The following is a 22,158-nucleotide window of genomic DNA, read 5'->3' as shown; positions in this document are numbered from 1 at the left end:
CGGGCTTCAGCGCAGGAAGTCTGGGACGTCCAGGTCGTCCTCGTCGGCCGGGGCCGGCTCGGCCGGGCGGGCGGCGGGGCGCTCCTCGCGGCGCGGGGCCTGCCAGTCGTCGGCGCCGGTGAACATGCCCTCGTCGGCGCGGTGGTGGCGGCCGCGGTCGGCGAAGAGTGAGCCGCGCGGGGCCGGGGTCGGGTCCGCGGCGGGGCGGTTTTCGCCTGCGCCGGCGCCCGCACCCGCGCCCGCCGCAGCGGACGCGCCCGCGGCGTGCTGCGCGGCGTCGGCACCCGGGGCGGCCGAGGCGGACGAAGCGGCGCCCTCAGCCACCTGGTTGTTGGCGGCGTCGAAACCCGTCGCGACGATGGTCACGCGGACCTCGTCGCCCAGGTTGTCGTCGATGATCGTGCCGAAGATGAGGTTGACGTCGTCGTCGGCCTGCTCCTGGACCATGCTGGCGGCCTCGTTGACCTCCATCATGCCCAGGTCGGAGCCGCCGGCGATGGAGAGCAGCACGCCGGTCGCGCCGTCCATGGTGGACTCGAGCAGCGGCGAGTTGATGGCCTGCTCGGCGGCGGCCATCACGCGGTTGTCGCCGCGCGAGGAGCCGACGCCCATCAGGGCGGAGCCGGCGTTGGCCATCACGGAGCGCACGTCGGCGAAGTCGACGTTGATCACGCCCGGGGTGGTGATCAGGCTGGTGATGCCCTGGACGCCGTTGTGCAGGACCTCGTCGGCCGCGCGGAAGGCCTCCATCATGGACAGCGAGGCGTCGCCGAGCTGCAGCAGGCGGTCGTTCGGGATGACGATGACGGTGTCGCAGACCTCGCGCAGGTTGTCGATGCCTTCGTAGGCCTGGCGCGTGCGGCGCTTGCCCTCGAACTTGAACGGGCGGGTGACCACGCCGATGGTCAGCGCGCCCATCTTCTTGGCGATGCCCGCCACGACCGGCGCCGCGCCCGTGCCCGTGCCGCCGCCCTCGCCGGCGGTGACGAAGACCATGTCGGCACCCTTGAGGGACTCCTCGATCTCGCTCTTGTGGTCCTCGGCGGAGCCGCGGCCGACCTCCGGGTTGGCGCCGGCGCCGAGCCCGCGGGTGGCCTCGCGGCCGATGTCGAGCTTGACGTCCGCGTCGGAGAACATCAGGGCCTGGGAGTCCGTGTTGACGGCGATGAACTCGACGCCCTTCAGGCCCTCCTCGATCATGCGGTTGACGGCGTTGACTCCGCCGCCGCCGACGCCGACAACCTTGATGACGGCGAGGTAGTTGTTCGGAGAGGTCATGTGCTTCTGGCTCGCCTTTCGCTAATTCTTCGGGACTACGCTTCTCGGCCGGCCAAAGACGTCCGGCGGTTCGCACCCCATCTTCCGCGATAGCGGGGCGAAATTGGGGGACATTTCGCGGGCGTGTCGCTACCCTCAATGACTACTTGAGGGTTGTACCCTGCCGCTTTCCGACAACCCCCTCCGTGCAGGTGCGCGGTTCCGCGCCGCGTGGGTGAGGGGCGGGGGCGGGCGCGGCGTGGGCGCGGGGCAGGTGCGGGTGTGGGGACGCGTCGGCGCCTTCGCTGCCTGCCGCGTGGGGGTGCGCGGCCCTCCCCCGGGCGCGACGTGGGTGCACCCGAGCGTGGTGGACACGCCGCCCGGCTGTCGCCCCCTCAGGCGTGCCTCACCCGAAGCTCCGGGCCAGGCGTGCTTTCCGGCCGCTAGCGGACGGTGACCAGCTGCGGGTTGGAGACGTTCCAGTGCTGGCCCTCGCGCTTGAGCACGGTGCGGGTGGCCAGGGCCTTGTCGTGGGCGGCCTCGGCCGAGCCCCAGTAGATCTCGCGGCCGTCCTTCGTGTGGAAGGTGATCTCCTCCGGCGAGGCGGCCGAGACCTTCGCCATCTGCCCGCGGGTCTCCCCGTCGAGTGCGGCGGCGGCCTCCGCGACCTCGGGGGCGGCGGCCGCGCCCTCGGCCTCGAGGATGCCCTCGGGCGGGTTGTCCACGCTGAACTCCTCGCCCTCTTCGTCGATGAGCTTGTCGCCGCTCTTGAGCACGGCGGTGCGCTCGACGACGGAGACCTTCAGAGTGCCGGGCAGATGGCGGGACACGGTGGCCTGGCGCACCCACGGCAGGGAGGCCACGCCGCCGGCCGCGGCCGTGGTGTCCACGCGCACGAGGTTCTGGCGTTCGCCGACCCCGGTGGCGTCGACGACCTGCTCGGTCGCGACGTTGGTGTTGCCCTCGACCTCGATGTCGCGCACCGTGAAGACCGGGAGCGCCCACACCGCCACGCCCGCGAGCACCGCCACGGCCACCACGGCCGCGACGATCAACGCCACCCGCCGCTTCACCGGGCAGCCCCGGCGTCAGCGTCGGCGGAGTCTGCGTCGATGGCCCCGGCGGCGTCCCCCGCCTCCCCGCCGAGGGCGGCGAATACCGGGTCGGCCAGCTTCGTCACGGAGCCGGCGCCCATGGTGATCACCACGTCCCCCGGCCCGGCCAGCTCGGCCACGCGCGCGGGCACGGCCGCGGCGTCCGGCTCGAAGACCGCGCCGTCGATCTTCCCGGCGATCAGCCCGCCGTCCACGCCCTCGACCGGCTCCTCACGGGCGGCGTAGACGTCGAGGACCACGACCTCGTCCGCCAGCGAGAGCGCCTCGGCGAACTCGTCGGCGAACTCCGCGGTGCGCGAGTAGAGGTGCGGCTGGAAGGCCACGACGACGCGCCCCGACCCGCGGGCCTCGACCCGGGCGCGCGCGGCGCGCAGCACGGCGTCGACCTCGGACGGGTGGTGGGCGTAGTCGTCGAAGACCTCGGCGCCGGCGCAGCGCCCGGCGGCCACCGTCCCGTGCGACTCGAAGCGGCGGTGCACCCCGGAGGACGCCGTGATGCCGGCGGCCAGCTTCTCCGGCTCGCCGCCGCACAGGTAGCCGGCCACCAGGGCGCCGGTGGCGTTGAGCACCATGTGCTCGCCCGGGGTGTGCACGGTGAACTCGACGGTCGTGCCGTCCAGGTCCACCCGAGCCAGCGTGCCCGTGGCGGTGTGCTCCGTGGCCAGGATCCGCGCCAGGCGCGGCACGTGCGGGTGCTCGGCGGCGGCCCGGGCGGTGCCGTAGGCGGCCACGCGCACGCCCTGGTGGTGGCGGCGCGCCGCCAGTCCCCCGGCGTGCGGGTCGTCCAGGCAGGCGACCAGGGTGCCCTCGGGGCCGAGCAGGTCGCAGAAGTCCTCGAAGACCTTGAAGTAGCTCTCGGCGTCGCCGAAGTAGTCCAGGTGGTCCGGCTCGATGTTGGTCACCACCGCGATGTCCGGGCGGTAGCTCAAAAGCGAGGCGTCGGACTCGTCGGCCTCGGCCACGAAGTCGGGCCCCGAGCCCTGGTGCGAGTTCGTGCCCGTCGAGCCGAGCACCCCACCCACGGCGAAGCTGGGGTCCAGCCCGGCGGCGGTCATCGCTGCGACGACGAAGGAGCTCGTCGAGGTCTTGCCGTGCGTGCCCGCCACGAGCACCTGGTTGTGCCCGGCCAGCAGCTCCGCCAGCAGGTCCGAGCGGCGCAGCACCGGGATGCCCCGCTCGCGTGCGGCGACCAGCTCGGGGTTGTCCTTGGGGATGGCGGCGAAGGAGGTCACCACCGCCGTCGGCGCCTGCCCGGAGAGCTCCAGGTTCGACGCCGCGTGCCCGACGGCCACGTGCGCGCCGAGGGACTCCAGCCAGCGCAGGTTCTCCCCGTCGGAGCGGTCGGAGCCGGAGACGACCCCGCCGCGCTCGAGCAGGATGTGCGCCAGGCCGGACATGCCGGCCCCGCCGATGCCCACGAAGTGGACCCGGGAGATGTCGTGGTGTTCGGCCATGGTTTAAGCGTCCTTCCCTTCCGCGACCCCGGGGTCGCCGGCCCCGAGGTCGGCGAGCACGCGCGCGGCGATGCGGTCGGCCGCGCCCTCCTCGCCGGTGGCGTGCGCGGCGTTGCGCATGTCCTGGTAGATGTCCGGTCGGCCGAGGATCTCCTTGACCTGTTCGGCGAGCACCTCGCCGGTCATGTCGGCGTCGGCGATCAACCGCGCGCCCCCGGCGGCGACGACGTCGGCGGCGTTGAGGCCCTGCTCGCCGTTGCCGTGCGGCAGCGGCACGTAGACCGCCGGCAGCCCGGCGGCGGTGACCTCGGCGACGGTCATCGCGCCCGAGCGGCAGACCACCAGGTCCGCCACCGCGTAGGCCGCCGCCATGTCCTCGATGTAGGGCACGGCCGTGTAGTGCTCCGCGGGCTCCGGCGCCGGGTTCTTCTTGCCGTAGGCGTGCAGCACCTGGAAGCCCTCGCCGAGGATCTCCGGCAGCGCGTCGGCGAGCGCGGCGTTGAGGTGCACCGCGCCCTGCGAGCCGCCGGTGACCAGCAGCGTGGAGCGGTCCTCGTCGAGGCCCCACTGCTCGCGCCCGCGCGCGGCGGCCTCGCCGCTGCGGTCGCCGGTCAGGCCGCGGCGCACCGGGATGCCGACGACCTCGCCGGGCATGCCCGAGTCGGCCATCGCGTTGAAGCCCACCCCACCCAGGCGCACGCCGAGCTTGTTGGCCATGCCGGCGCGCGCGTTGGCCTCGTGGACGTAGAACGGGATCTTCAGCGTGCGCGCGGCCATGTAGGCCGGCGCGGCGACGTAGCCGCCGAAGCCGACGACGGCGTCGAAGTCACTCTCGCGCAGGATCTCGCGGGTCTGCCGAACCGCCTTGGTCACGCGCCCGGGGACCTTGAGCAGGTCCGCCGAGAGCTTGCGCGGGATGGGCACCGGGTCGATCAGCCGCAGCCGGTAGCCGCGCGCGGGCACCAGGTCGGTCTCCAGACCGCGCGTGGTGCCGAGCGCCTCGACGGTCGCCCCGCGCGCGCTCAGCGCGTCGGCGACGGCCAGCGCGGGCTCGATGTGCCCGGCGGTGCCGCCGCCGGCGACGAGGACGTGCTTCATGATCGGTGGTATCTCCTTTGGCTCGTGGGTGCGTTGCGCGTTCGATTGCCGACGTCCCGTCGGTCCCGCCCGGTCCGAGAGTTACGGGTGCTGCGTGTGCCGCGCGCGCCGCGGGCGACGCGGGCTTCGCCCGCGGCGCGGGTCTCGCCCCCGCCGGAGCGGGAGCCCGTGCGCGCGCCGGCGCGCACCGGGGCGTCGTCAATCCGGCTGCGCCGGCCGGAGGTCAGTGCCTCGCCGCGGGTGCGGCGCGGGCGTCGGGAACCGTCGCGGCGGACGGCGGGGGTGTCGGGCTCGCCGATGAACAGCAGCCGGTCGAAGACCGGGCGGCCGTAGGACTGCATCGCGGAGACGGCCGCCGGCTCGTGACGGGCGATGTTGGCGAGGATGCCCATCGCCGCCAGGGTGATGATCGCCGAGGTGCCGCCCGCGGAGATCAGCGGCAGCTGGATGCCCGTGACCGGCAGGACGCCGACGACGTAGCCGATGTTGATGAAGGCCTGGCTGACGACGGTGGCAGTCAGTGTGCCGGCGACCAGCGCCTGGTAGTGGTCCGCGGCGCGCAGAGCGGTGCGCAGGCCGAAGAAGCCGAGCGTGCCGAAGAGGATGATCACCAGCGCGCCGCCCCACAGGCCGAGCTCCTCGCCGATGATGGCGAAGATGAAGTCGTTGCGGGCCTCGGGCAGGTAGAACCACTTCGCGCGCGACTGGCCCAGGCCGACGCCGCCGAGGGAGCCGTCGGCCAGCGAGAGGAAGCCCTGGTAGGACTGGAACGCCGTGCCGCGGGTGTCGGTGAAGCGGCCGAACAGCGCGTCGAAGTAGACGTGGAAGCGGTGCGAGCGGAAGCCGCCGCCGGCGAAGACGGCGACCATCGTGATCGCGCCGGCGCTGATCAGGCCGATCAGCCAGCGCTTGTCCACGCCGGCGAAGATGAGCACGAAGCCGACGACCAGCGCGAAGGCGACGGCCATGCCGAGGTCGCCCTCGGCCATGATCAGCAGCGTCATGGCGACGCCGATGGCGATGAAGATGGTGAAGGGGCTGCGCAGGCCGAGACCGCGGGAGCGGCGGTCGGCCAGCAGGTGGGCGCCGAAGATGGCCACGGCGATCTTCGCGGCCTCGGAGGGCTGCAGGCGCAACGGCCCGAGGACCAGCCAGGACTGGGAGCCGACCTCCTCGCGGCCCGTGCCGAGGCCCGGGATGAGCACGGCGATCAGCAGCGCCACGGCGATGCCGAGCAGCCACCAGGCGGCCGCGCGCAGGCGCCGCGGGGGGATCTTGAGCATCGCCCAGAAGGCGACGAGGCCGGCGAAGACCATCGCGGTCTGGCGGGCCGCGCCGCCCCAGACCGACGAGCCCTCGATGACCGACCAGGTCATCGAGCTGGACATGACCATCACGACGCCGATGCCCGTGAGCAGCAGCACCGTCAGGCGGATCATCAGGTAATCGAGACCCGGCCGGCTGTCCAGCGCAGAGAGGCCGTCGGAGACCTTCTTCGTCAGACTCATCTGGGCCCGTCCTTCCCGGTGACCTCGCGGGCGGCCGCCGCGAAGAGGTCCCCGCGCTGGCTCATGCCCGTGTACATGTCCAAGGATGCCGCGGCGGGCGCGAGCGCGACGGTTCCGCCACGCCGGGCGTGGCGGGCGGCGGCCTGACAGACCTCGGTCATGGCGGCCTCGGGATCGGTGGTCTCGACGGTCTCGACGGGCACCTGCGGGGCGAGGCGGTGGAGTGCCTCGGCCAGGATGGCCCGGTCGACGCCGAGGAGGACCGCGGCGTCGAGGTGCGGGGCCAGGGCGGCGACCATGTCGTCGACGTGGGCGCCCTTGAGCTGGCCGCCGGCGATCCAGACGACGCGGTCGACGCCCTTGAGCGCGGCGACCGCGGCGTGCGGGTTGGTGGCCTTGGAGTTGTCGACCCAGCGCACGTCATCGGTGACGAGCACGGTCTGGCCGCGGTGGCGGGCGACGTGGAAGCCGGCGAGCGCCTCTGCGATCGCGGCCGGGGCCACGCCCTGGCTGCGGGCCATGGCGGTGGCGGCCAGCGCGTCGAGCACCCCGGCGGGGCCGGGCGGGTCGATGCCCTCGGCGGGCGCGACATCGACGGGGCCGGCGCCGGTGTGGTCGACGATGCGGCCGTCGACCACGCCGACCTGGCCCAGGGCGGGCTCGCCCAGCGTGAAGCCGATGAAGCGGTGACCGTCGGCGGGCGCGGCGTGCACGGTCTCCCCGGCGGCGGCGGGAGACGCGCCGGCGTCTCCCGCGAGGAGCTCGCGCACGTGGGCGTCGTCGACGCCTGCCACGGCGACCGGCCCGCGCAGCACGCGCGCCTTGGACGCGGCGTAGGCGGCGAAGCTGCCGTGCCAGTCGAGGTGGTCGTCGGCGAGGTTGAGCAGCACCCCGGCGTCCGGGGTGAGCGTCGGCGCCCAGTGCAGCTGGAAGCTGGACAGTTCGGCGACGAGCACGTCGACGCGCTCCGCCCCGTCCAGCGCGTCGGCCACGGCGACGCCGATGTTGCCCACGGCCACGGCGCGCTCGCCGGCGGCCTGCATGCAGGCGGCGAGCATGCCCGTCGTCGTGGTCTTGCCGTTCGTGCCCGTCACGGCCAGCCAGCGCCGCGGGGCACCGAAGTGCCCGGCGCGGTCGAGGCGCCAGGCCATCTCGACGTCGCCGATGACGTCGAGCCCGGCCTCGGCGGCCGCCACCAGCAGCGCAGAGTCGGGCCGCCAGCCCGGCGAGGTGACCACGAGGTCGACGTCGGCGAAGCGCGAGCGCGCCTCGTCCAACCCGCAGGCGCGCACCTGTGCGCGCCCGGGCTGGGACGCGACGTCGTCAATCGAGGCCAGCAACCGCTCCCGGGCCGAGGCGTCGTCGTCGGCGACGGTGACCGTCACGCCGATGCCGGAGAGCAGACGGGCGGCGCCGGCCCCGGAGACCCCGGCGCCGGCGACGAGCACGTGGCCGGGCAGCATCTAGATCACTCCCCAGGTGGGCGTGGCGACGGCCAGGGCGTCGATCAGGCCGCCCTCGCCGGCGGCGTTGAGCCACTCGCCGTAGAAGATCGACATGCCGAGGCCGACGGCCATCGCGGCGATCAGCCAGAAGCGGATCGTCACGGTCGTCTCGGCCCAGCCGCCGTTCTCGAAGTGGTGGTGGAACGGCGCCATGCGGAAGAAGCGGCGGCCGGTGGTCTTGAACACGGCGACCTGGATGACCACGGAGGTGACCTCCATGACGAACAGGGCGCCGATGACGACCATGAGCAGCTCTGTGCGCGAGGCGACCGACAGGCCCGCGACCAGGCCGCCGAGGGCCAGGGAGCCGGTGTCGCCCATGAAGATCTTGGCCGGCGCGGCGTTCCACCACAGGAAGCCCATGCAGGCGCCGAGGCCGGCGGCGGCGAGCACCGACAGGTCCAGCGGGTCACGCACGACGTAGCAGCCGGGCACGACGGTCTCGCCGCAGGAGTTGCGGTACTGCCAGAACGTCAGGATCGTGTAGGCGCCCATCACCAGGCTGGTGACACCCGCGGCCAGGCCGTCGAGGCCGTCGGTGAGGTTGACGGCGTTCGACCAGGCCGCGGTGAGCAGCAGGATGAAGATGGCGAAGACGACCAGGCCGATCCCGCCGCCGAAGGCGATGTCCGCGGTCGGGATGTCGCGGATGAAGGACAGGTTGGTGCTGGCCGGGGTGATGCCCTGGTCGTCGGGGAAGAGCAGGATCAGGATCGCGAAGATGACACCGATGGCGATCTGCGAGGACAGCTTGGCGGTCTTGTTCAGGCCCAGGTTGCGGTGCCGGAAGAGCTTGATGAAGTCGTCGAGGAAGCCGACCAGGCCCAGCGCCAGCGTCAGCCCGAGCACGAGCAGGCCGCTGGCCGTGACGGCGTCGCGCCCGGTGGCCAGCCCGTAGATCGCCGTGGCGAAGTAGCCGCAGACGATGCCGAGCAGCACGGCGATGCCGCCCATCGTCGGCGTGCCGCGCTTGCGCAGGTGGGAGGCGGGGCCCTCCTCGCGGATCTCCTGGCCGAGGCCCTCGGAGCTGAAGTAGCGGATCAGCACCGGGGTGGTGAATATCGAGACGAGGAAGCTGATCGTCGCCGCAATGATGATCTGGGTCACGGGTAAACCTTCTCGTCTAGCTAGTTCTTGCCGTCAATAGTCTTAGCAGCGCCGCCGCCGGGCGCTTCCGGCGGTCCCTGCAAGGCCGCGGCCACGCGCCACAGGCCCTGCGAGTTCGACGCCTTGACGAGCACGACGTCGCCTCGGCGCAGTTGCTTGCCGACGACCGCGGCGGCCGCCTCCGCGTCTCCCACCCGTTGGGTGGTGACCCCGCGCGCCTCGGCGGCGCGCGCGAGCTCGGCGACCGGTTCGGAGTGGCCGACGGCGACGAGGTGGTCGACGCGGTAGCGCTCGAGCTCGTCGCCGATGCGGGCGTGCTCGGTCAGGGCGTCGCCGCCGAGCTCGGCCATCTCGCCGAGCACGGCCCAGCTCTTGGCCTCCGGGCGGGCCGCCGCGGTGTAGGCCAGGGCGGCGATGCCGGCGCGCATCGAGTCGGGGTTGGCGTTGTAGGCGTCGTTGATGAGGGTGACGCCGTCGGCGCGGGTGTGGACGTCCATGCGGTTGGCGCTGGCGGTGACGTGCTCGCTGAGGGCGGCGGCCACCTCGGCCGGGGCGATGCCGGACTCGACGCCGACCGCGGCGGCCGCCAGGGCGTTGGAGACCTGGTGGGCGCCGAAGACGCGCAGGCGCACCGGGTGGGTCTCCACGGTGCCGTCGGCGGCGCGCACCCCGAAGGTGAAGGAGGCGCGCGCGACGTCGTCGAGCGTGATGTCGGAGGCGGTGTAGACCGCGCCCGGGGCGGGCGGCTCGGCGGCCGAGAAGGTCACCACGCGGGCCCTGGTGCGCGGGGCCATCGCGGCGACGAAGGGGTCGTCGCCGTTGAGCACGGCCACTCCCCCGTCCTCGGCCGCGGGCAGCGCCTCGACGAGCTCGCCCTTGGCGCGGGCGATGTTCTCGCGCGAGCCGAACTCGCCGAGGTGCGCGGTGCCGACGTTGAGCTCGACGCCCACGGCCGGCGGGGCGATGCGCGCCAAGTGGGCGATGTGGCCGATGTTGCGCGCGGACATCTCGGCGACCAGGTAGCGGGTCTCCTCCGTGCAGCGCAGCGCGGTGTAGGGGTGGCCGATCTCGTTGTTGAAGCTGCCCGGGGGCGCCACGGTGGAGCCGGAGCGGCGCAGCACCGAGGCGATGAGGTCCTTGGTGGAGGTCTTGCCGGCCGAGCCGGTCACGCCCACGACGGTCAGGCGCTCGGCCTCGGGGCGGTCGGCGCTCGCGAGCGTGTCGACGACGCGGCGGGCCAGGGCGCCGAGGGCGTCGATGACCGCGGTGGCCGAGCCGTCGGCGTCTTTGGCGTAGGCCTCGGCCGTGGCGTCGCCCGGGCCCTTCGGCTCGACGACGATCGCGGGCACGCCGACGGGGCGGGCCGTCAGCGCTGCGACGGCTCCGCCCTCGTTGACGGCCTGCGCGGCGAAGTCGTGGCCGTCGACGCGGGCGCCCGGCAGGGCCAGGAAGAGCCCGCCGGGGGCGATCTTGCGGGAGTCGAACTCCACCGGCCCGGTCACCCGAGCCTCGGGGTCCGCCCCGTCGTGGAGGGTGCCGCCGACGGCGTCGGCGACCTCGGCGAGTGTCAGCTCGATCATCGGTCGTTCTCCTTGTTGTCTGCCCGCGCCTCGAGGGCGGCGGCGAGTTCCTCACGGTCGTCGAAGGGGTGGGTCACCCCGCGGACCAGCTGTCCGGTCTCGTGGCCCTTGCCGGCGACGATCACGGCGTCGCCGGGGCGCGCCCAGGCCACCGCGGCGCGGATGGCCTCGCGGCGCGAGCCGATCTCGCGGATCTCCGTCGCCCGGCCATCGGTGACGCCGCGGGCGCCCTCGACGATCGCCGCGCGGATGGGCGCGGGGTCCTCGTCGCGGGGGTTGTCGTCGGTGACCACGACGAGGTCGGCGCCCTTGGCCGCCTCCGCGCCCATCAGGGGGCGCTTGGAGTGGTCGCGCTCGCCGCCGGCGCCGAGGACGACGGCCACCCGGCCGTCGACCTGGTGGTCCAGGGTGTCGAGCACCTCGGTCAGCGCGCCCGGCTTGTGGGCGTAGTCGACGACGGCGATGAAGTCCTGGCCGCGGTCCACGCGCTGCATGCGCCCCGGCACCGAGACGCCGCCCAGCCCGGCGACGAAGCGGTCCAGGTCGACGCCGCAGCGCTCGGCGAGCGCGACGGCCAGCGACGCATTGGCCACGTTGAACACACCCGGAAGGGGCAGGTGGACGCCGCGGGGCGCGGCGTCGGAAATTGAAAGCTGAAAGTCCTGGGAGCCGTCGGCGGCGGCGGTGACCTCGCCGACGGTGACGTCGCCGGGCTCGCCGTGGGTGGCCACGGTGAGGGTGTCCGGGCAGAGGCCGGCCATGCGCGCGCCCCAGTCGTCGTCGACGCAGACGACGGCGCGGCGGGCGGACATCGGCGAGGCCGGGTCGAAGAGGAGGGCCTTGGCCTGGAAGTAGTCCTCCATCGTCGGGTGGAAGTCGAGGTGGTCCTGGGAGAGGTTGGTGAAGCCGGCGACGTCGAAGTCCACGCCGAGCACGCGGCGCAGGGCCAGCGCGTGGCTGGAGACCTCCATGACCAGGTGGGTCACGCCCTCGTCGGCCATGCGGCGGAAGAGCGCCTGCAGGGTCGGCGCCTCCGGGGTGGTCAGCGAGGTGGGGATCTTGCGGCCGTCGATGCGGGTGCCGGTGGTGCCGATCAGGCCGACCTTCGCGCCTGCGGCCATGAGGCCGGCCTCGACGAGGTAGCTGACGGTGGTCTTGCCGGAGGTGCCCGTGACCCCGATGACGGTGAACTCGCGCGAGGGGTGGCCGTAGAGCTCGGCGGCGACGTCGCCGAGGACCGCGCGGACGTCCTCGACCTCCAGGACCGGGCGGGTCTCGCTGGCCTCGCACAGGATCTCGGCGCCGGCGGCGTCGGTGAGGACCGCGGCGGCCGGGGTCTTCGCGGCGAAGACGGCGCCGTGGGTGTGGGTGCCGGGCAGGGCGGCGAAGAGGTCGCCCTCGTTGAGGCGGTCCGAGACCAGGTCCACCCCGGAGACCTCGACGTCGCCGCAGGCCGCGGCGCCGCCGGGGGCGTGGATGACGGCTCCGGCGGTCTCGGCTATGCGGGTGAGGGTTTCTGCCACGGTCTTTCCTCCAGACGAAACGGGTGAGTATCTGACGGGACGAATTGGTTTGGGGCGGGGTTCTCGGGGTCTCTGTTGTCCGGGGCTCGGGCGCCGGCTCGGGCGCGGAAATTGTAGCCCGCTCAGCCGGCCTGCAGTATCAGCTTGCCCTCCATCGGTTTGGACAGCGGGACGTTGTCGCGGTTGAGCAGCCAGGATCCGATGTCCCGGTAGATCGGCGCGGCCGACTGGCCGCCCGAGCCGCCGGGCTCGACACCACGGTCCGGGTCATCGACCATGACCGCGATGACGTAGCGGGGGTTGTCGGCCGGGACGACGCCACCGAAGGTGATCCAGAAGTCCGACATCGAGTACGCGCCCGTGTTCGGGTCGACCTTCTGGGCGGTGCCGGTCTTGCCTGAGGTCTGGTAGCCCTCGATCGCGCCGTTGGCGCCGGTGCCCTGCTGGGCGCCGGACGGGTCCTCCTGGGTGACCGCGCGGAACATGTCGATGACGGTGCGGGCGGTCTCGGGGCTGACCACGCGGGTGGTGGCCGGGGCCTCCTGCTCGCGGACCTGGCCGTCGGGGCCGGTGACCTCGCGGATGATGCGCGGCTCGACGCGTTCGCCGCCGTTGGCCAGCGCCTGGAAGATGCCTGCCATCTGCAGGGCCGTCACGGACATGCCCTGGCCGATGGGCAGGTTGGCGAAGGTGCCGCCGGACCACTGCTCGCGGGTCGGCAGGAGGCCGGCGGACTCGTTGGGTAGCTCGACGCCGGTGGGCTGGCCGATGCCGAAGCGGTTGAGGTAGTCGGCGAACTTGTCCTCGCCGACGCGCTGGGCCAGCATCAGCGTGCCCACGTTGGAGGACTTACCGAAGATGCCCGTGGTCGTGTACGGCACGGTGCCGTGGTCCCAGGCGTCGCGGACCGTGACGCCGGCCATGTCGATGGATCCGGGGACCTGGTGGACCTCGTCCGGGGTGGTCTTGCCCTCCTCGATGGCGGCCGAGGCCGTCATGATCTTGGCCACGGAGCCGGGCTCGTAGGGCGCGGAGATCGTCGGGTTCTCGAAGTCCTTGCCCTGCTCGACCTGCTTCTCGACGTCGCCGTTCGGGTCGATGGTGCCGGTGTTGGCCATGGCGAGGACCTCGGCGGTGTGCGCGTCGAGGACGACGGCCTCGGCGGACTTCGCCCCGGAGTTGGCCTTGGCCTGCTCGAGGAGCTGCTGGACGTAGGTCTGCAGCTCGAGGTCCAGGGTCAGCGAGACGCTCTCGCCGTCCTGGGCGGGCACCGCGTCGCGCAGCGTGCCCGGGATGACCTGGCCGTCGGTGGAGACGTCCTCGGTGGTGCGACCGTTGATGCCGGTCAGCGTGGCGTCCGCGGAGGCCTCGAGGCCGAACTGGCCCTGGCCGTCCATGGAGACGCGGCCGACGACGTTGTCGCCCACCGCGCCGTTCGGGTACTGGCGCACGTCCTGGTGGTCGGCGGCCACGCCGTGGAAGCGCGCGGCGATCCCGGTGGCGACGTCCGGGTCGACGTTGCGCACGAGCACCTCGTAGTGGGTGTCGGCGTGCAGCTTGTCGAGGATCTCGTCGGAGTCGACCTCGCCGGCGTCCTTCCGGCCGTCCTTGTCCTTGTCCTTGTCGGACTTGTCGTCCTTCTCGGAGTCCTTCTTGTCGGAGTCCTTTTCGGAGTCCTTGTCCTTGTCGCCCTTGTCGGAGTCCTTGTCCGAGTCGGCGGCGCCGGGGGTCTCGGCGTCGTCGGAGGAGCTCGCGGCGATCATCTCGGGGATCTGGTCCGCCATCTCCTGCAGCGTCTTCTCGACGGAGTCGTCGAGACGGCGGGCGACCTCCTCCTCGCTGAGGCCCTCGGTGGCGCCCTCGGCGCGCATCTCGTTGAAGTCCTGCTCACGCAGTTCCTTGCGCAGCAGGTCCGGCGAGACGGTCAGCGAACGGGCCTGCATGGTGTAGGCCATCGGGGTGCCGGAGCGGTCGGTGATCTCGCCGCGGCGGGCGGGCTCGACGTAGACGCGCGCGCGCTGCTCGTGGGCCTGCTCGGCCAGGGCCGGGCCCCAGACGACCTGCACCCAGCCGAGCCTGCCGATCAGCGCGGCGACCGCGATGACGACGACGACGGTCGCCCACATCAGGCGCCTGTCCAGCGCCTCCTTGTGTGTGCGGGGCCGGCCTGGTCGGCGGCGGCCTCCCCGCGTGTCCCAGGACGTCACAGCCCCTTGGTCACCTCACTCGGGTTCCTTCTCGATGGTCCTCTGTCGGAAACGGGCGCTACCCGCCCTCAGCGGGCGATGCCCGCCTGGTACGGCACCGGGTTGGACCGGGCGGCGGGGTTGTCGCTGGCCTCGGCCTGCCCGGGGGTCTGCCCCTGCGGGACCGGCGCGAGGTTCTCGGAGAGCCCCTGCGTCTTGTCCGGGTTGCTGGAAGCGACCGTACCGCGGGGGCTGTCCCCGTTGACGTCAATGATAGGCCGCGTCTCCTGTTCCGCCGGGCGACGCTCGGAGACCTCTCCGTTCTCGTCGACGGCGAGGACCCCGGCCTGCAGCGGCACGCCGAGCTTCTCGGCGGAGGCGCGCTCGGCCAGGCCCGCGGTGGAGCGGGCGTCCTCGAGGTCGCGGTCCAGGGTCTCGATGCGGTTGTCCAGCTCCGCCTCCTGGGCGGTCAGCTGCTGGATCTCGAAGGTCTGCTGGGTGCTCAGCCCCGACAGCCACATGGACACGCCGACACCGGCGATGAGCATGCAGAACGCGAGGGTGACCATGCGCCACCAGCGCGGGTCGGCGCGCTGCGTGGCCACGCGCCGCCCGCGCACGGAGACGACCTGGCGGGAGCCGAGGCGACCGGACTGCCGGCGGGCGGAGCCGTGCCGGTCGAGGCGCTCGCGGCGCCCGGGGGCGGGCTTAGGCGCCGGGACGGTGCGGCGCGGGCGCTCGTCGTGACGGGGCCGCGGGGGCGCGTACGTCGTGCCGGCGGCGGTCCGGGGACGCGACGTGACGGAAGTCGGGCTCATCGGGTCTCTCCCTCGGGGTTGAGGCGTTCCAGGGCACGGACACGTACCGAGGCGGCACGCGGGTTGGCGGCGGTCTCCGCCTCGTCGGCCTTCTCGGCGCCGTGGGTGACGGCGCGGAAGTCCGGGGCGGTGCCGGGCAGGTCGACGGGCAGGCCGGGCGGGGTCGTGGACGTGGTCAGCTCGCGCACCGCGTGCTTGACAATGCGGTCCTCCAGGGACTGGTAGCTCATGAACACCGCACGACCGCCGGCGCGCAGCCGGTCGGTCGCCGCGGGGATGGCCGCCTCGAGGGCGTCGAGCTCGCCGTTGACCTCGACGCGCAGGGCCTGGAAGGTGCGCTTGGCGGGGTGGCCGCCGGTGCGCCGGGCCGGCGCCGGGATCGTCTCGTAGAGGAGCTCGACCAGGCGGCCGGAGGTGGTGAACGGCTCGCGCTCGCGCTCGCGCAGGACCGCCGAGGCGATCTTGCCGGCGAAGCGCTCGTCACCGTAGGTCTTGAGCACGTGGGCCAGCCGGCCGTGGTCGTAGGTGTTGAGCACGTCGGCGGCGGTCATCCCGCCGCTCTGGTCCATGCGCATGTCCAGCGGGGCGTCGACCCGGTAGGCGAAGCCGCGCTCGGGGCGGTCCAGCTGCATGGAGGACACGCCCAGGTCGAAGAGCACACCGGCCAGGCCGTGTTCGGCGGCGATGCGCGCCACGGTGCCGGGACCGGCGACGTCGTCGGGCGCGGCGTCGTCAATCTCCCCCGGGGACCACGGGCTGCGCAGTCCGTCGGCGACCTCGCCGAGACCGTCGAAGCGGGTGTGGTACGCCTCGAAGCGCGCGCCGAAGCGGGCGAGGCGCTCGCACGCCTCGCCGAGCGCCTGGGTGTCGCGGTCGAGGCCGATGACGTTGAGCTGCGGGAACTCCTCGAGAAGGCGCAGCGTGTGCCCGCCGGCGCCGAGGGTGGCGTCAACGAGGACGGCGTCGGGGCCCGCCGCCTCGACGGCGGGGCGCAGCAGGTCGGTGATCCGGTCGATCATCACGGGGACGTGGCCACGGTTGGCGGTCAGCGCGGCGGCGTAGTCCTCCGCGTCGGTCTCGTGCGCCCCGGCCGTGTCGGTGCCGGCGGCGTGGTGCTTCGTCATGGTCGTTCTCCCCCTCTCCCGGGTCCGGCCCACGGGGATCCGTGGGGTCGGTTGCTGTCCGTGCTGGTCGGCTGAAGTTGTCGTGGTGGGTGGCTTCCGGCGGTGTGGTCGCCTGGGGCGCGGGGCTCGCGGGGTGCGTCCAGGGCCCCGCCCGGGGGACCGTTCTGATGTCGGGGAAGTACACCAGAGCCGGTCGACCCCGGACGGAGCCCGTGCACGCGCTCCGCGGGTCGGTGTGCAGTTGTCTACAGCAGGCCGCCGAGGACGTCGTCGGCGTCCGCGGCCGAGAAGGCGTCCTCCGTCTCCCGCTGGTAGGCGGCCCAGGACTCGGAGTCCCAGATCTCGAGGAAGTCGACCGAACCGATGACCACGCAGTCCTTCGTCAGGCCCGCGTACTCGCGGTGCGCCGCCGAGAGCGTGATCCGCCCGTGCCCGTCCGGGCGCTGCTCGTCGGCGCTGGCAGCCAGGTTCCTGATGAACGCACGGGCCTGGGGGCTCGTACGGGAGACCGCGGCGGCCTTACGGGCGCGGGCCGCGAACTCCTCCCGGGGGTAGACCGCGAGGCTGTGGTCCTGCCCCTTGGTGATCATCAGCCCACCGGCGAGCTCGTCACGGAACTTCGCCGGCAGGGTCAGCCGCCCTTTGTCGTCGAGTTTGGGCGTGTAGGTACCGAGGAACATCCCGGCACCACCTGCCTTCGCTCGCCGATAAAGAGGATCCGGTTGTCCTTCCACGGAGGTGACGTCATCTCGACCACCACCAACCGCTGGACCCCACTTTAACCCACTTCCCCCCACCAGAACGAGAGGGAGCGCGAACTACAGCGACGTCATTTAACGTAGTCGCAGGTAGATGTGGGTAAATCGAAGTGGGGCGGGCGCGTCACCTTAAATCACTTCAGTCACATTAGCCCCATCTTTAACATCAACACGTTACGGCTGGTCTCGCAACAGCTCCCCCACTGCCGTCAAAAATCCCCATGAGTCGGCCCTCGCAACAGGTTGCGGAGCCCAAAAGCCCAGGAAAGGCGTCGATCGGCGCGCCGTGGGCCAGAAAACGGCGCGCGGGAGACGTCACGCGCGCCGGCGAGGGGCGGAAGGTGGGGCAAAGTGGGGGATCTGGGTGGGGCGAAGTGGGGCGGGGCGGTGACCGGCGCCGGGGACCCACCGAACACACGAAAAACCGGTCGATGACGCAGCGTCATCGACCGGTCAGGAAAGCCGCCCCCGGGAACGGGCGGGAAGGTCTACGGAGGTCAGTGCCCCTCGAAGCGGCGGCGGAAGTCGTCCTCCATGCGCCGGCTGAAGCCGGAGCCCTGCCGGCCCCCGCCCGTGGTCGCGCGCGGGCGCGAGCCGGAGCGCGCGGAGGTCCGCGAGCCGCCGGCCGAGCCGCCGCCGCGCAGCATCCAGATGCCGGCGCCGAGCATCACGAGGAAGCCGGTGACGCTCAGCGCGATGAACCACAGGGACTGCTGGGCGAGCATCGCGCCGCCGAGCAGCATCAGGAGGCCGAGCACGCCGAGAGCCACGCCGCGCAGCGTGATCGACCCACCCGGGGCACCCCCGGTGAAGCCGGAGTCGTCACCGACCGACGACCCGAACTTGGGGTCGTCGGCGAGCAGTGACTCCTCGATCTCGCGCAGCGTCTGCTGTTCCTGCTCAGAAAGCGCCACAATTCCTCCACGTGAGTTCTTGGCCGGGACGTCGGTCACTGGACACAACGCCCGACCGAGGTGGAAAGTTCCCGCCGCGCCCGATGAGCCTCAGGCGGCGGCAAGATCCCCCTCGCCGTACTCGATCTCGGCGATGAAGTCAGCGACCGCGGCGATCAGCTCGTCGACCACGACCTTGTCCACCCCCGATTCTAGCCCCGAGAGCACGCGGGACCGCAATGTCGAATACCGCGAGAGACGTTTGGCCCACTCCTTCTCCCCCGGCCCGACCAGACTCAGCCGGTCCCAGGCCCCGGTGGGCAGGCGGCGCCGCCCGGCGACCGGGGAGTCGGCCACGCGGGCCCCGGCCGCGCGCAGGCCGGCCTGGTAGGCGTACTCGAGGGCCTCGCGCAGGCGCCCGGCGGCGCGCTCGCGGGCCGCCTGGGCCATCAGGCGGGAGGCCTTCGCGAGAAACAGCGCCGAGCGCGACGAACGGTTCGAACGGTAGGCGGTGGCGGAGATCAGCTGCGGCATCGTGGGGCACCTCGTCGCTTTCTTTCGTGTTCTCTTCTGCGGTTTTCCTTATGTCGTAGACGGTATTCTCCCACCGCGACACAGCCCTCCGATAATTCACACACCTGTTCGAATCCGTTCGAATAAACGGCCCTCTTCCCCACACACCCCACCCCCTCACGTGCCGCGGGGTGGCCGACGGTGGTTGCATGGGCCCATGACCGTATCCCTGCGCCGCCTGACGGCTCCCGAGTTCCATCTGCTCACCCCCGAACTCGTGGACATCTACATCGACGCGATGGGCTACGACCCCGCCATCCGCTCCGGCCGCATCGCCGTCTGGCGCCAGGAGTGCCGCCTGGCGGGCTTCACCAGCGTCATCGCCACCGAGCGCACCGACCGCGGCGAGTTCATCACCGGCCTGGCCTACGGCTTCTCCGGCACCCCGCGGGTGTGGTGGCACCACCAGGTGATGCGGGGCCTGAAGCCCCGCGGCCTGGAGGACCTGGGCCGCGACTACTTCGAGCTCGCCGAGATCCACGTCGACCCGCGCCGCCAGTCCCGCGGCACCGGCCGCGGGCTGCTGCGCGAGCTGGTGTGGAACCAGCCGCACCCGCACGTGCTGCTGTCCACCCCGGAGGTCGAGAACGAGGCCAACGCCGCCTTCCACCTCTATCGCTCGGCCGGTTTCAGCGACGTACTGCGCGACTTCCGCTTCGACGGCGACTCGCGCCGCTTCGCCGTGCTGGGGGCTCCGCTGCCCCTGCCGGGTCACCCGGTAAGTTTGGGGGCGGACCACACCCGCCACTGACGCCCCGCGTGGCGGCTCCCCCGGGAAAGGACGGCAGCTGACAGCCATGACGACACCGGACGCCCGCACTCTCCGACCCGCCGAGGTACCCGCCGCGGTCACGGAGGTCCTGCGCGGGTACATCTCCGCCCGCACCCCCGACGCCGCGAAGGTCGGCGAGCCGGTCGCCCGCGCCGTCGGGCACCTGAGCCGCTTCGTCCTCGACGGTGGCAAGCGCGTGCGCCCCCTCTACGGCTGGGTCGGCTTCACCGCCGCCGACGGCCTCGCCGGCGACGAGGACCCGCAGGCCGTGCTCCGCGCCGTGAGCTCGCTGGAGTTCATCCAGGCCTGCGCGCTCATCCACGACGACATCATCGACGCCTCGGACACCCGCCGCGGCGCGCCCACCGTGCACCGCGCCGTCGAGCGCCGCCACCACGACGGCGACTGGCTCGGCGACGCCGGCCACTTCGGTGAGTCCGCCGCGATCCTGACCGGCGACCTCGCCCTGGTGTGGGCCGAGGACATGCTGCAGGACTCCGGGCTTTCCGACGCCGCGCTGCGTCGCGTCCGCGAGCCCTGGCGCGCCATGCGCACCGAGGTCATCGGCGGCCAGCTGCTCGACATCGCCCTCGAGGCGCTGGGCAGCGAGGACCCCGCCGACGCCGACGCCGTCAACCGCTTCAAGACGGCCGCCTACACCATCGAGCGCCCCCTGCACCTGGGTGCCGCGCTCGCCGGGGCGAACGAGGGGACCGTCGGCAAGCTGCGCGGCTACGGCCGCGACGTCGGGGTGGCCTTCCAGCTGCGCGACGACCTGCTCGGCGTCTTCGGCGACCCGGAGGTCACCGGCAAGCCCGCCGGCGACGACATCCGCGAGGGCAAGCGCACCGTGCTGCTGGCCCTGGCGCTGGCCAGCGCCGACGCCTCCGACCCCGAGGCCGCCGCCCGGCTGCGCGCCGGCGTCGGCTCGGCCGACCCCGAGGTCATCGCCCGGGTCACCGACGCGATCGCCGCGACGGGCGCGCGCGAGCAGGTCGAGGAGCGCATCAGCGCACTGCTCGAGTCCGGCCTCGCCCACCTCGAGGGCCTCCCCGACGAGACCCGCGACGTGCTCTCCGACCTGGCGGTGCGCGCCACCGCCCGCCACCGGTGAGCGCCTCGCCGGTGGGCGTCCCGGCGCGCTTCGGAGTCCTCCTGGACCGCCTGCCCTCGCCGCTGGTCCTCGGCACGGTGGCCACCGTGCTGATCGCCACGTCCTCGTTCGGGGCCGGCGCCATCCGCAACCGCGGCGGGGTGCTCGACGCCCTAGGCCTCAACGTGCTCGCCTACGGCCACGCGGCCGGGGTGTGCGGCTCGATCCTGTGGCTGGGCATCTTCCTGCTCGTCGCCGCCTGGATCCTCGCGGGGCGGCGCACCGTCTTCGCCGCAGGCGCCGCCACGGACGTGGCCGGCGGTGACGCACGGGACGTCGGCAATCTCACCCGCACGTTCCTGGGACCGCTCGCCGACGACCGCCGCCTGGGTGCGGTGGTGCGCGGCACCACCGCGTGGACCCTGCCGCTGCTGCTGGCCGCGCCGATCCTCTCGCGCGACGTCTACTCGTACCTGATGCAGGGCGCGATGCTGCGCGACGGCTTCGACCCCTACACGCAGGGCGCGGCCGCCAACCCCGGCCCGATGCTGCTCGAGGTCTCGCACGACTGGCGCAACACCACCACCCCCTACGGGCCGCTGCACCTGTGGCTCGGCGAGGGCATCACGCGCCTGGTCGGCGACAACGTTACCGCCGGTGTGGTGCTCTACAAGCTGGTGTCGGTGGCCGGCATGGCCGCGATCCTGTGGGCCGTGCCGCGCATCGCCGCCCGGCTGGGCGCCGACCCCGCGCTGGCGACCTGGCTGGGCGTGGCCAACCCGGTGCTGGTGCTGCACATGGTCGGCGGCATGCACAACGAGTCGCTGATGGTCGGGCTGGTCAGCCTGGGCCTCGTCGCGGCGCTCGACCGGCGGTTCGTGGCCGGCGTGGCGATCATCGCCGTGGCCGTCTCGCTGAAGGCGACCGCGGCGATCGCGCTGCCCTTCGTCGTCTGGTTGGCCACCCGGCACCTGGGCACGCGGCTGACCCGGCGCGCTGACGGCGCCGAGGCCACCCGGCGCGCGGACGGCGCGGACGCCTCCCCCAGCGCAGCCACCGACCCCGATTCCGCCGACCTGCCGCTCTCGGCGATCCCGCGCGGCCGCGCCTTCGCCGCCTTCCTCGGCGCCGGCGCGGCCTGCACCGCCGGCACCGTCGCGGTGATCTCGCTGGTGACCTGGGCCTCGGGTGCGTCCTGGGGCTGGCTCGCCGAGATCTCCGGCAACTCGAAGGTGATCAACCCGCTGAGCCTGCCGTCGCTTCTGGCGGGCCTGGTCACCGACAGCGTGCGCGTGCTCGACGACTCGTTCACCTTCAACGAGCCGCTCGGCGTCTTCCGCACGGTCGGCAGCGTGCTCATGCTGCTCGGCCTGGTCGTGGTCTGGTGGCTCTTCCGCGAGAACGACCGGCAGGCCGTGCGCGGCATCGCCGTGGCCTACGCGGTGGCCTTCGTCTTCAACGCGGTCTCGCTGCCCTGGTACTACGCCAGCCTGCTCACCCTCGTCGCGGTCACCCCGGTGCCGCGCGCCCTGGTGCAGTGGACGGCCGGGGCCTCGGTGGTCCTCGCCGTCGCCTTCACCGGCTCGGGCAACCACCAGCTCTACAACGTGGCGTTCATGGCGATCGCCGCGCTGTGCGCCTGGGGCGCCGTGGGAGCACTCGCGGTGCCGGACCGCTCCCCCGTCAACGCCGCGCCGACGCGCGGCGTCGGAAAGCGAAGCCCCGCCCGGCCCGGGGCCGAAAAAGCCGGCGCCGGGAGAACCGACGCCGGCGCACGCTAAGCCGGGACTGGGC

Annotated in this window: 18 protein-coding genes; 3 read left to right on the top strand and 15 right to left on the bottom strand. The window is 72.9% G+C overall.

The window, feature by feature from the left end; all coding sequences use genetic code 11:
- Positions 1-6 precede the first annotated feature (6 nt).
- From ftsZ to QP119_RS01175, 15 genes are all read right to left on the bottom strand, one after another.
- Positions 7-1,278, bottom strand: coding sequence for a cell division protein FtsZ (ftsZ, locus tag QP119_RS01245; protein WP_284773117.1), 1,272 nt, complete (start codon positions 1,276-1,278; stop codon positions 7-9).
- 422 nt (positions 1,279-1,700) lie between these two features.
- Entirely contained in the window at positions 1,701-2,318 is a 618-nt protein-coding gene (locus QP119_RS01240) for a cell division protein FtsQ/DivIB (protein ID WP_284773115.1), read from the bottom strand.
- An 8-nt stretch (positions 2,319-2,326) separates the two neighbouring features.
- Entirely contained in the window at positions 2,327-3,826 is a 1,500-nt protein-coding gene (gene murC / locus QP119_RS01235) for a UDP-N-acetylmuramate--L-alanine ligase (protein WP_284773114.1), read from the bottom strand.
- 3 nt (positions 3,827-3,829) lie between these two features.
- Positions 3,830-4,924, bottom strand: a complete 1,095-nt coding sequence (gene murG, locus QP119_RS01230; RefSeq protein ID WP_284773113.1) for an undecaprenyldiphospho-muramoylpentapeptide beta-N-acetylglucosaminyltransferase — start codon at positions 4,922-4,924, stop codon at positions 3,830-3,832.
- The gene (locus QP119_RS01225; protein WP_284773112.1) at positions 4,921-6,432 is read right to left on the bottom strand and encodes an FtsW/RodA/SpoVE family cell cycle protein; all 1,512 of its coding nucleotides are present in this window, start codon (positions 6,430-6,432) and stop codon (positions 4,921-4,923) included. Before QP119_RS01225 ends, murG begins: the two co-directional genes overlap by 4 nt.
- The gene (gene murD / locus QP119_RS01220) at positions 6,429-7,895 is read right to left on the bottom strand and encodes a UDP-N-acetylmuramoyl-L-alanine--D-glutamate ligase (protein ID WP_284773111.1); all 1,467 of its coding nucleotides are present in this window, start codon (positions 7,893-7,895) and stop codon (positions 6,429-6,431) included. Before murD ends, QP119_RS01225 begins: the two co-directional genes overlap by 4 nt.
- A complete protein-coding gene (mraY, locus tag QP119_RS01215; protein WP_284773110.1) occupies positions 7,896-9,044 on the bottom strand; it encodes a phospho-N-acetylmuramoyl-pentapeptide-transferase in 1,149 nt (382 codons plus the stop codon).
- 20 nt (positions 9,045-9,064) lie between these two features.
- A complete protein-coding gene (locus QP119_RS01210) occupies positions 9,065-10,624 on the bottom strand; it encodes a UDP-N-acetylmuramoyl-tripeptide--D-alanyl-D-alanine ligase (protein ID WP_284773108.1) in 1,560 nt (519 codons plus the stop codon).
- Positions 10,621-12,147, bottom strand: coding sequence for a UDP-N-acetylmuramoyl-L-alanyl-D-glutamate--2,6-diaminopimelate ligase (locus QP119_RS01205; protein ID WP_284773106.1), 1,527 nt, complete (start codon positions 12,145-12,147; stop codon positions 10,621-10,623). Before QP119_RS01205 ends, QP119_RS01210 begins: the two co-directional genes overlap by 4 nt.
- Before the next feature lie 122 nt (positions 12,148-12,269).
- Positions 12,270-14,273: a peptidoglycan D,D-transpeptidase FtsI family protein gene (locus QP119_RS01200; RefSeq protein WP_284773104.1), complete on the bottom strand. Its 2,004-nt coding sequence runs from the start codon at positions 14,271-14,273 to the stop codon at positions 12,270-12,272.
- Positions 14,274-14,422: 149 nt separating this feature from the next.
- Complete coding sequence (locus tag QP119_RS01195) at positions 14,423-15,151, bottom strand: hypothetical protein (RefSeq protein WP_284773102.1); 729 nt, start codon at positions 15,149-15,151, stop codon at positions 14,423-14,425.
- On the bottom strand, positions 15,148-16,275 hold the full coding sequence (gene rsmH, locus QP119_RS01190) for a 16S rRNA (cytosine(1402)-N(4))-methyltransferase RsmH (protein WP_284773099.1): 1,128 nt from the start codon (positions 16,273-16,275) through the stop codon (positions 15,148-15,150). The genes QP119_RS01195 and rsmH overlap by 4 nt, the downstream gene beginning before the upstream one ends.
- Before the next feature lie 245 nt (positions 16,276-16,520).
- Complete coding sequence (mraZ, locus tag QP119_RS01185; protein WP_075664213.1) at positions 16,521-16,955, bottom strand: division/cell wall cluster transcriptional repressor MraZ; 435 nt, start codon at positions 16,953-16,955, stop codon at positions 16,521-16,523.
- Positions 16,956-17,530: 575 nt separating this feature from the next.
- The gene (locus QP119_RS01180; protein ID WP_284773098.1) at positions 17,531-17,947 is read right to left on the bottom strand and encodes a DUF3040 domain-containing protein; all 417 of its coding nucleotides are present in this window, start codon (positions 17,945-17,947) and stop codon (positions 17,531-17,533) included.
- Between the two features lie 90 nt (positions 17,948-18,037).
- Complete coding sequence (locus QP119_RS01175) at positions 18,038-18,460, bottom strand: SAV_6107 family HEPN domain-containing protein (protein ID WP_284773097.1); 423 nt, start codon at positions 18,458-18,460, stop codon at positions 18,038-18,040.
- A 196-nt stretch (positions 18,461-18,656) separates the two neighbouring features.
- Here QP119_RS01175 and QP119_RS01170 point away from each other — a divergent pair, with 196 nt between their 5' ends.
- The 3 genes from QP119_RS01170 to QP119_RS01160 are packed head-to-tail and all read left to right on the top strand — an operon-like array spanning position 18,657 to position 22,145.
- Positions 18,657-19,250 (top strand): GNAT family N-acetyltransferase, encoded by a 594-nt coding sequence (locus QP119_RS01170; protein WP_284773096.1) that lies wholly within the window; start codon positions 18,657-18,659, stop codon positions 19,248-19,250.
- A gap of 46 nt (positions 19,251-19,296) precedes the next feature.
- Positions 19,297-20,385, top strand: coding sequence for a polyprenyl synthetase family protein (locus QP119_RS01165; RefSeq protein ID WP_284773095.1), 1,089 nt, complete (start codon positions 19,297-19,299; stop codon positions 20,383-20,385).
- A complete protein-coding gene (locus QP119_RS01160; RefSeq protein WP_284773094.1) occupies positions 20,382-22,145 on the top strand; it encodes an alpha-(1->6)-mannopyranosyltransferase A in 1,764 nt (587 codons plus the stop codon). The genes QP119_RS01165 and QP119_RS01160 overlap by 4 nt, the downstream gene beginning before the upstream one ends.
- Positions 22,146-22,158: the final 13 nt, after the last annotated feature.

The sequence above is a fragment of the Corynebacterium frankenforstense genome, from assembly GCF_030211955.1.
Taxonomy (GTDB): domain Bacteria; phylum Actinomycetota; class Actinomycetes; order Mycobacteriales; family Mycobacteriaceae; genus Corynebacterium; species Corynebacterium frankenforstense_A.
The sequence above is the reverse complement of the archived record's forward strand: the minus strand, read 5'-3'. Positions and strand labels throughout refer to the sequence as shown.

Coding starts and splice junctions, on each gene's coding strand:
- ftsZ (WP_284773117.1), bottom strand. CDS start 1,278: ATGACCTCTCCGAACAACTACCTCGCCGTCATCAAGGTTGTCGGCGTC.
- murC (WP_284773114.1), bottom strand. CDS start 3,826: ATGGCCGAACACCACGACATCTCCCGGGTCCACTTCGTGGGCATCGGC.
- murG (WP_284773113.1), bottom strand. CDS start 4,924: ATGAAGCACGTCCTCGTCGCCGGCGGCGGCACCGCCGGGCACATCGAG.
- QP119_RS01225 (WP_284773112.1), bottom strand. CDS start 6,432: ATGAGTCTGACGAAGAAGGTCTCCGACGGCCTCTCTGCGCTGGACAGC.
- murD (WP_284773111.1), bottom strand. CDS start 7,895: ATGCTGCCCGGCCACGTGCTCGTCGCCGGCGCCGGGGTCTCCGGGGCC.
- QP119_RS01210 (WP_284773108.1), bottom strand. CDS start 10,624: ATGATCGAGCTGACACTCGCCGAGGTCGCCGACGCCGTCGGCGGCACC.
- QP119_RS01200 (WP_284773104.1), bottom strand. CDS start 14,273: ATGTGGGCGACCGTCGTCGTCGTCATCGCGGTCGCCGCGCTGATCGGC.
- QP119_RS01195 (WP_284773102.1), bottom strand. CDS start 15,151: ATGAGCCCGACTTCCGTCACGTCGCGTCCCCGGACCGCCGCCGGCACG.
- rsmH (WP_284773099.1), bottom strand. CDS start 16,275: ATGACGAAGCACCACGCCGCCGGCACCGACACGGCCGGGGCGCACGAG.
- mraZ (WP_075664213.1), bottom strand. CDS start 16,955: ATGTTCCTCGGTACCTACACGCCCAAACTCGACGACAAAGGGCGGCTG.
- QP119_RS01175 (WP_284773097.1), bottom strand. CDS start 18,460: ATGCCGCAGCTGATCTCCGCCACCGCCTACCGTTCGAACCGTTCGTCG.
- QP119_RS01170 (WP_284773096.1), top strand. CDS start 18,657: ATGACCGTATCCCTGCGCCGCCTGACGGCTCCCGAGTTCCATCTGCTC.
- QP119_RS01165 (WP_284773095.1), top strand. CDS start 19,297: ATGACGACACCGGACGCCCGCACTCTCCGACCCGCCGAGGTACCCGCC.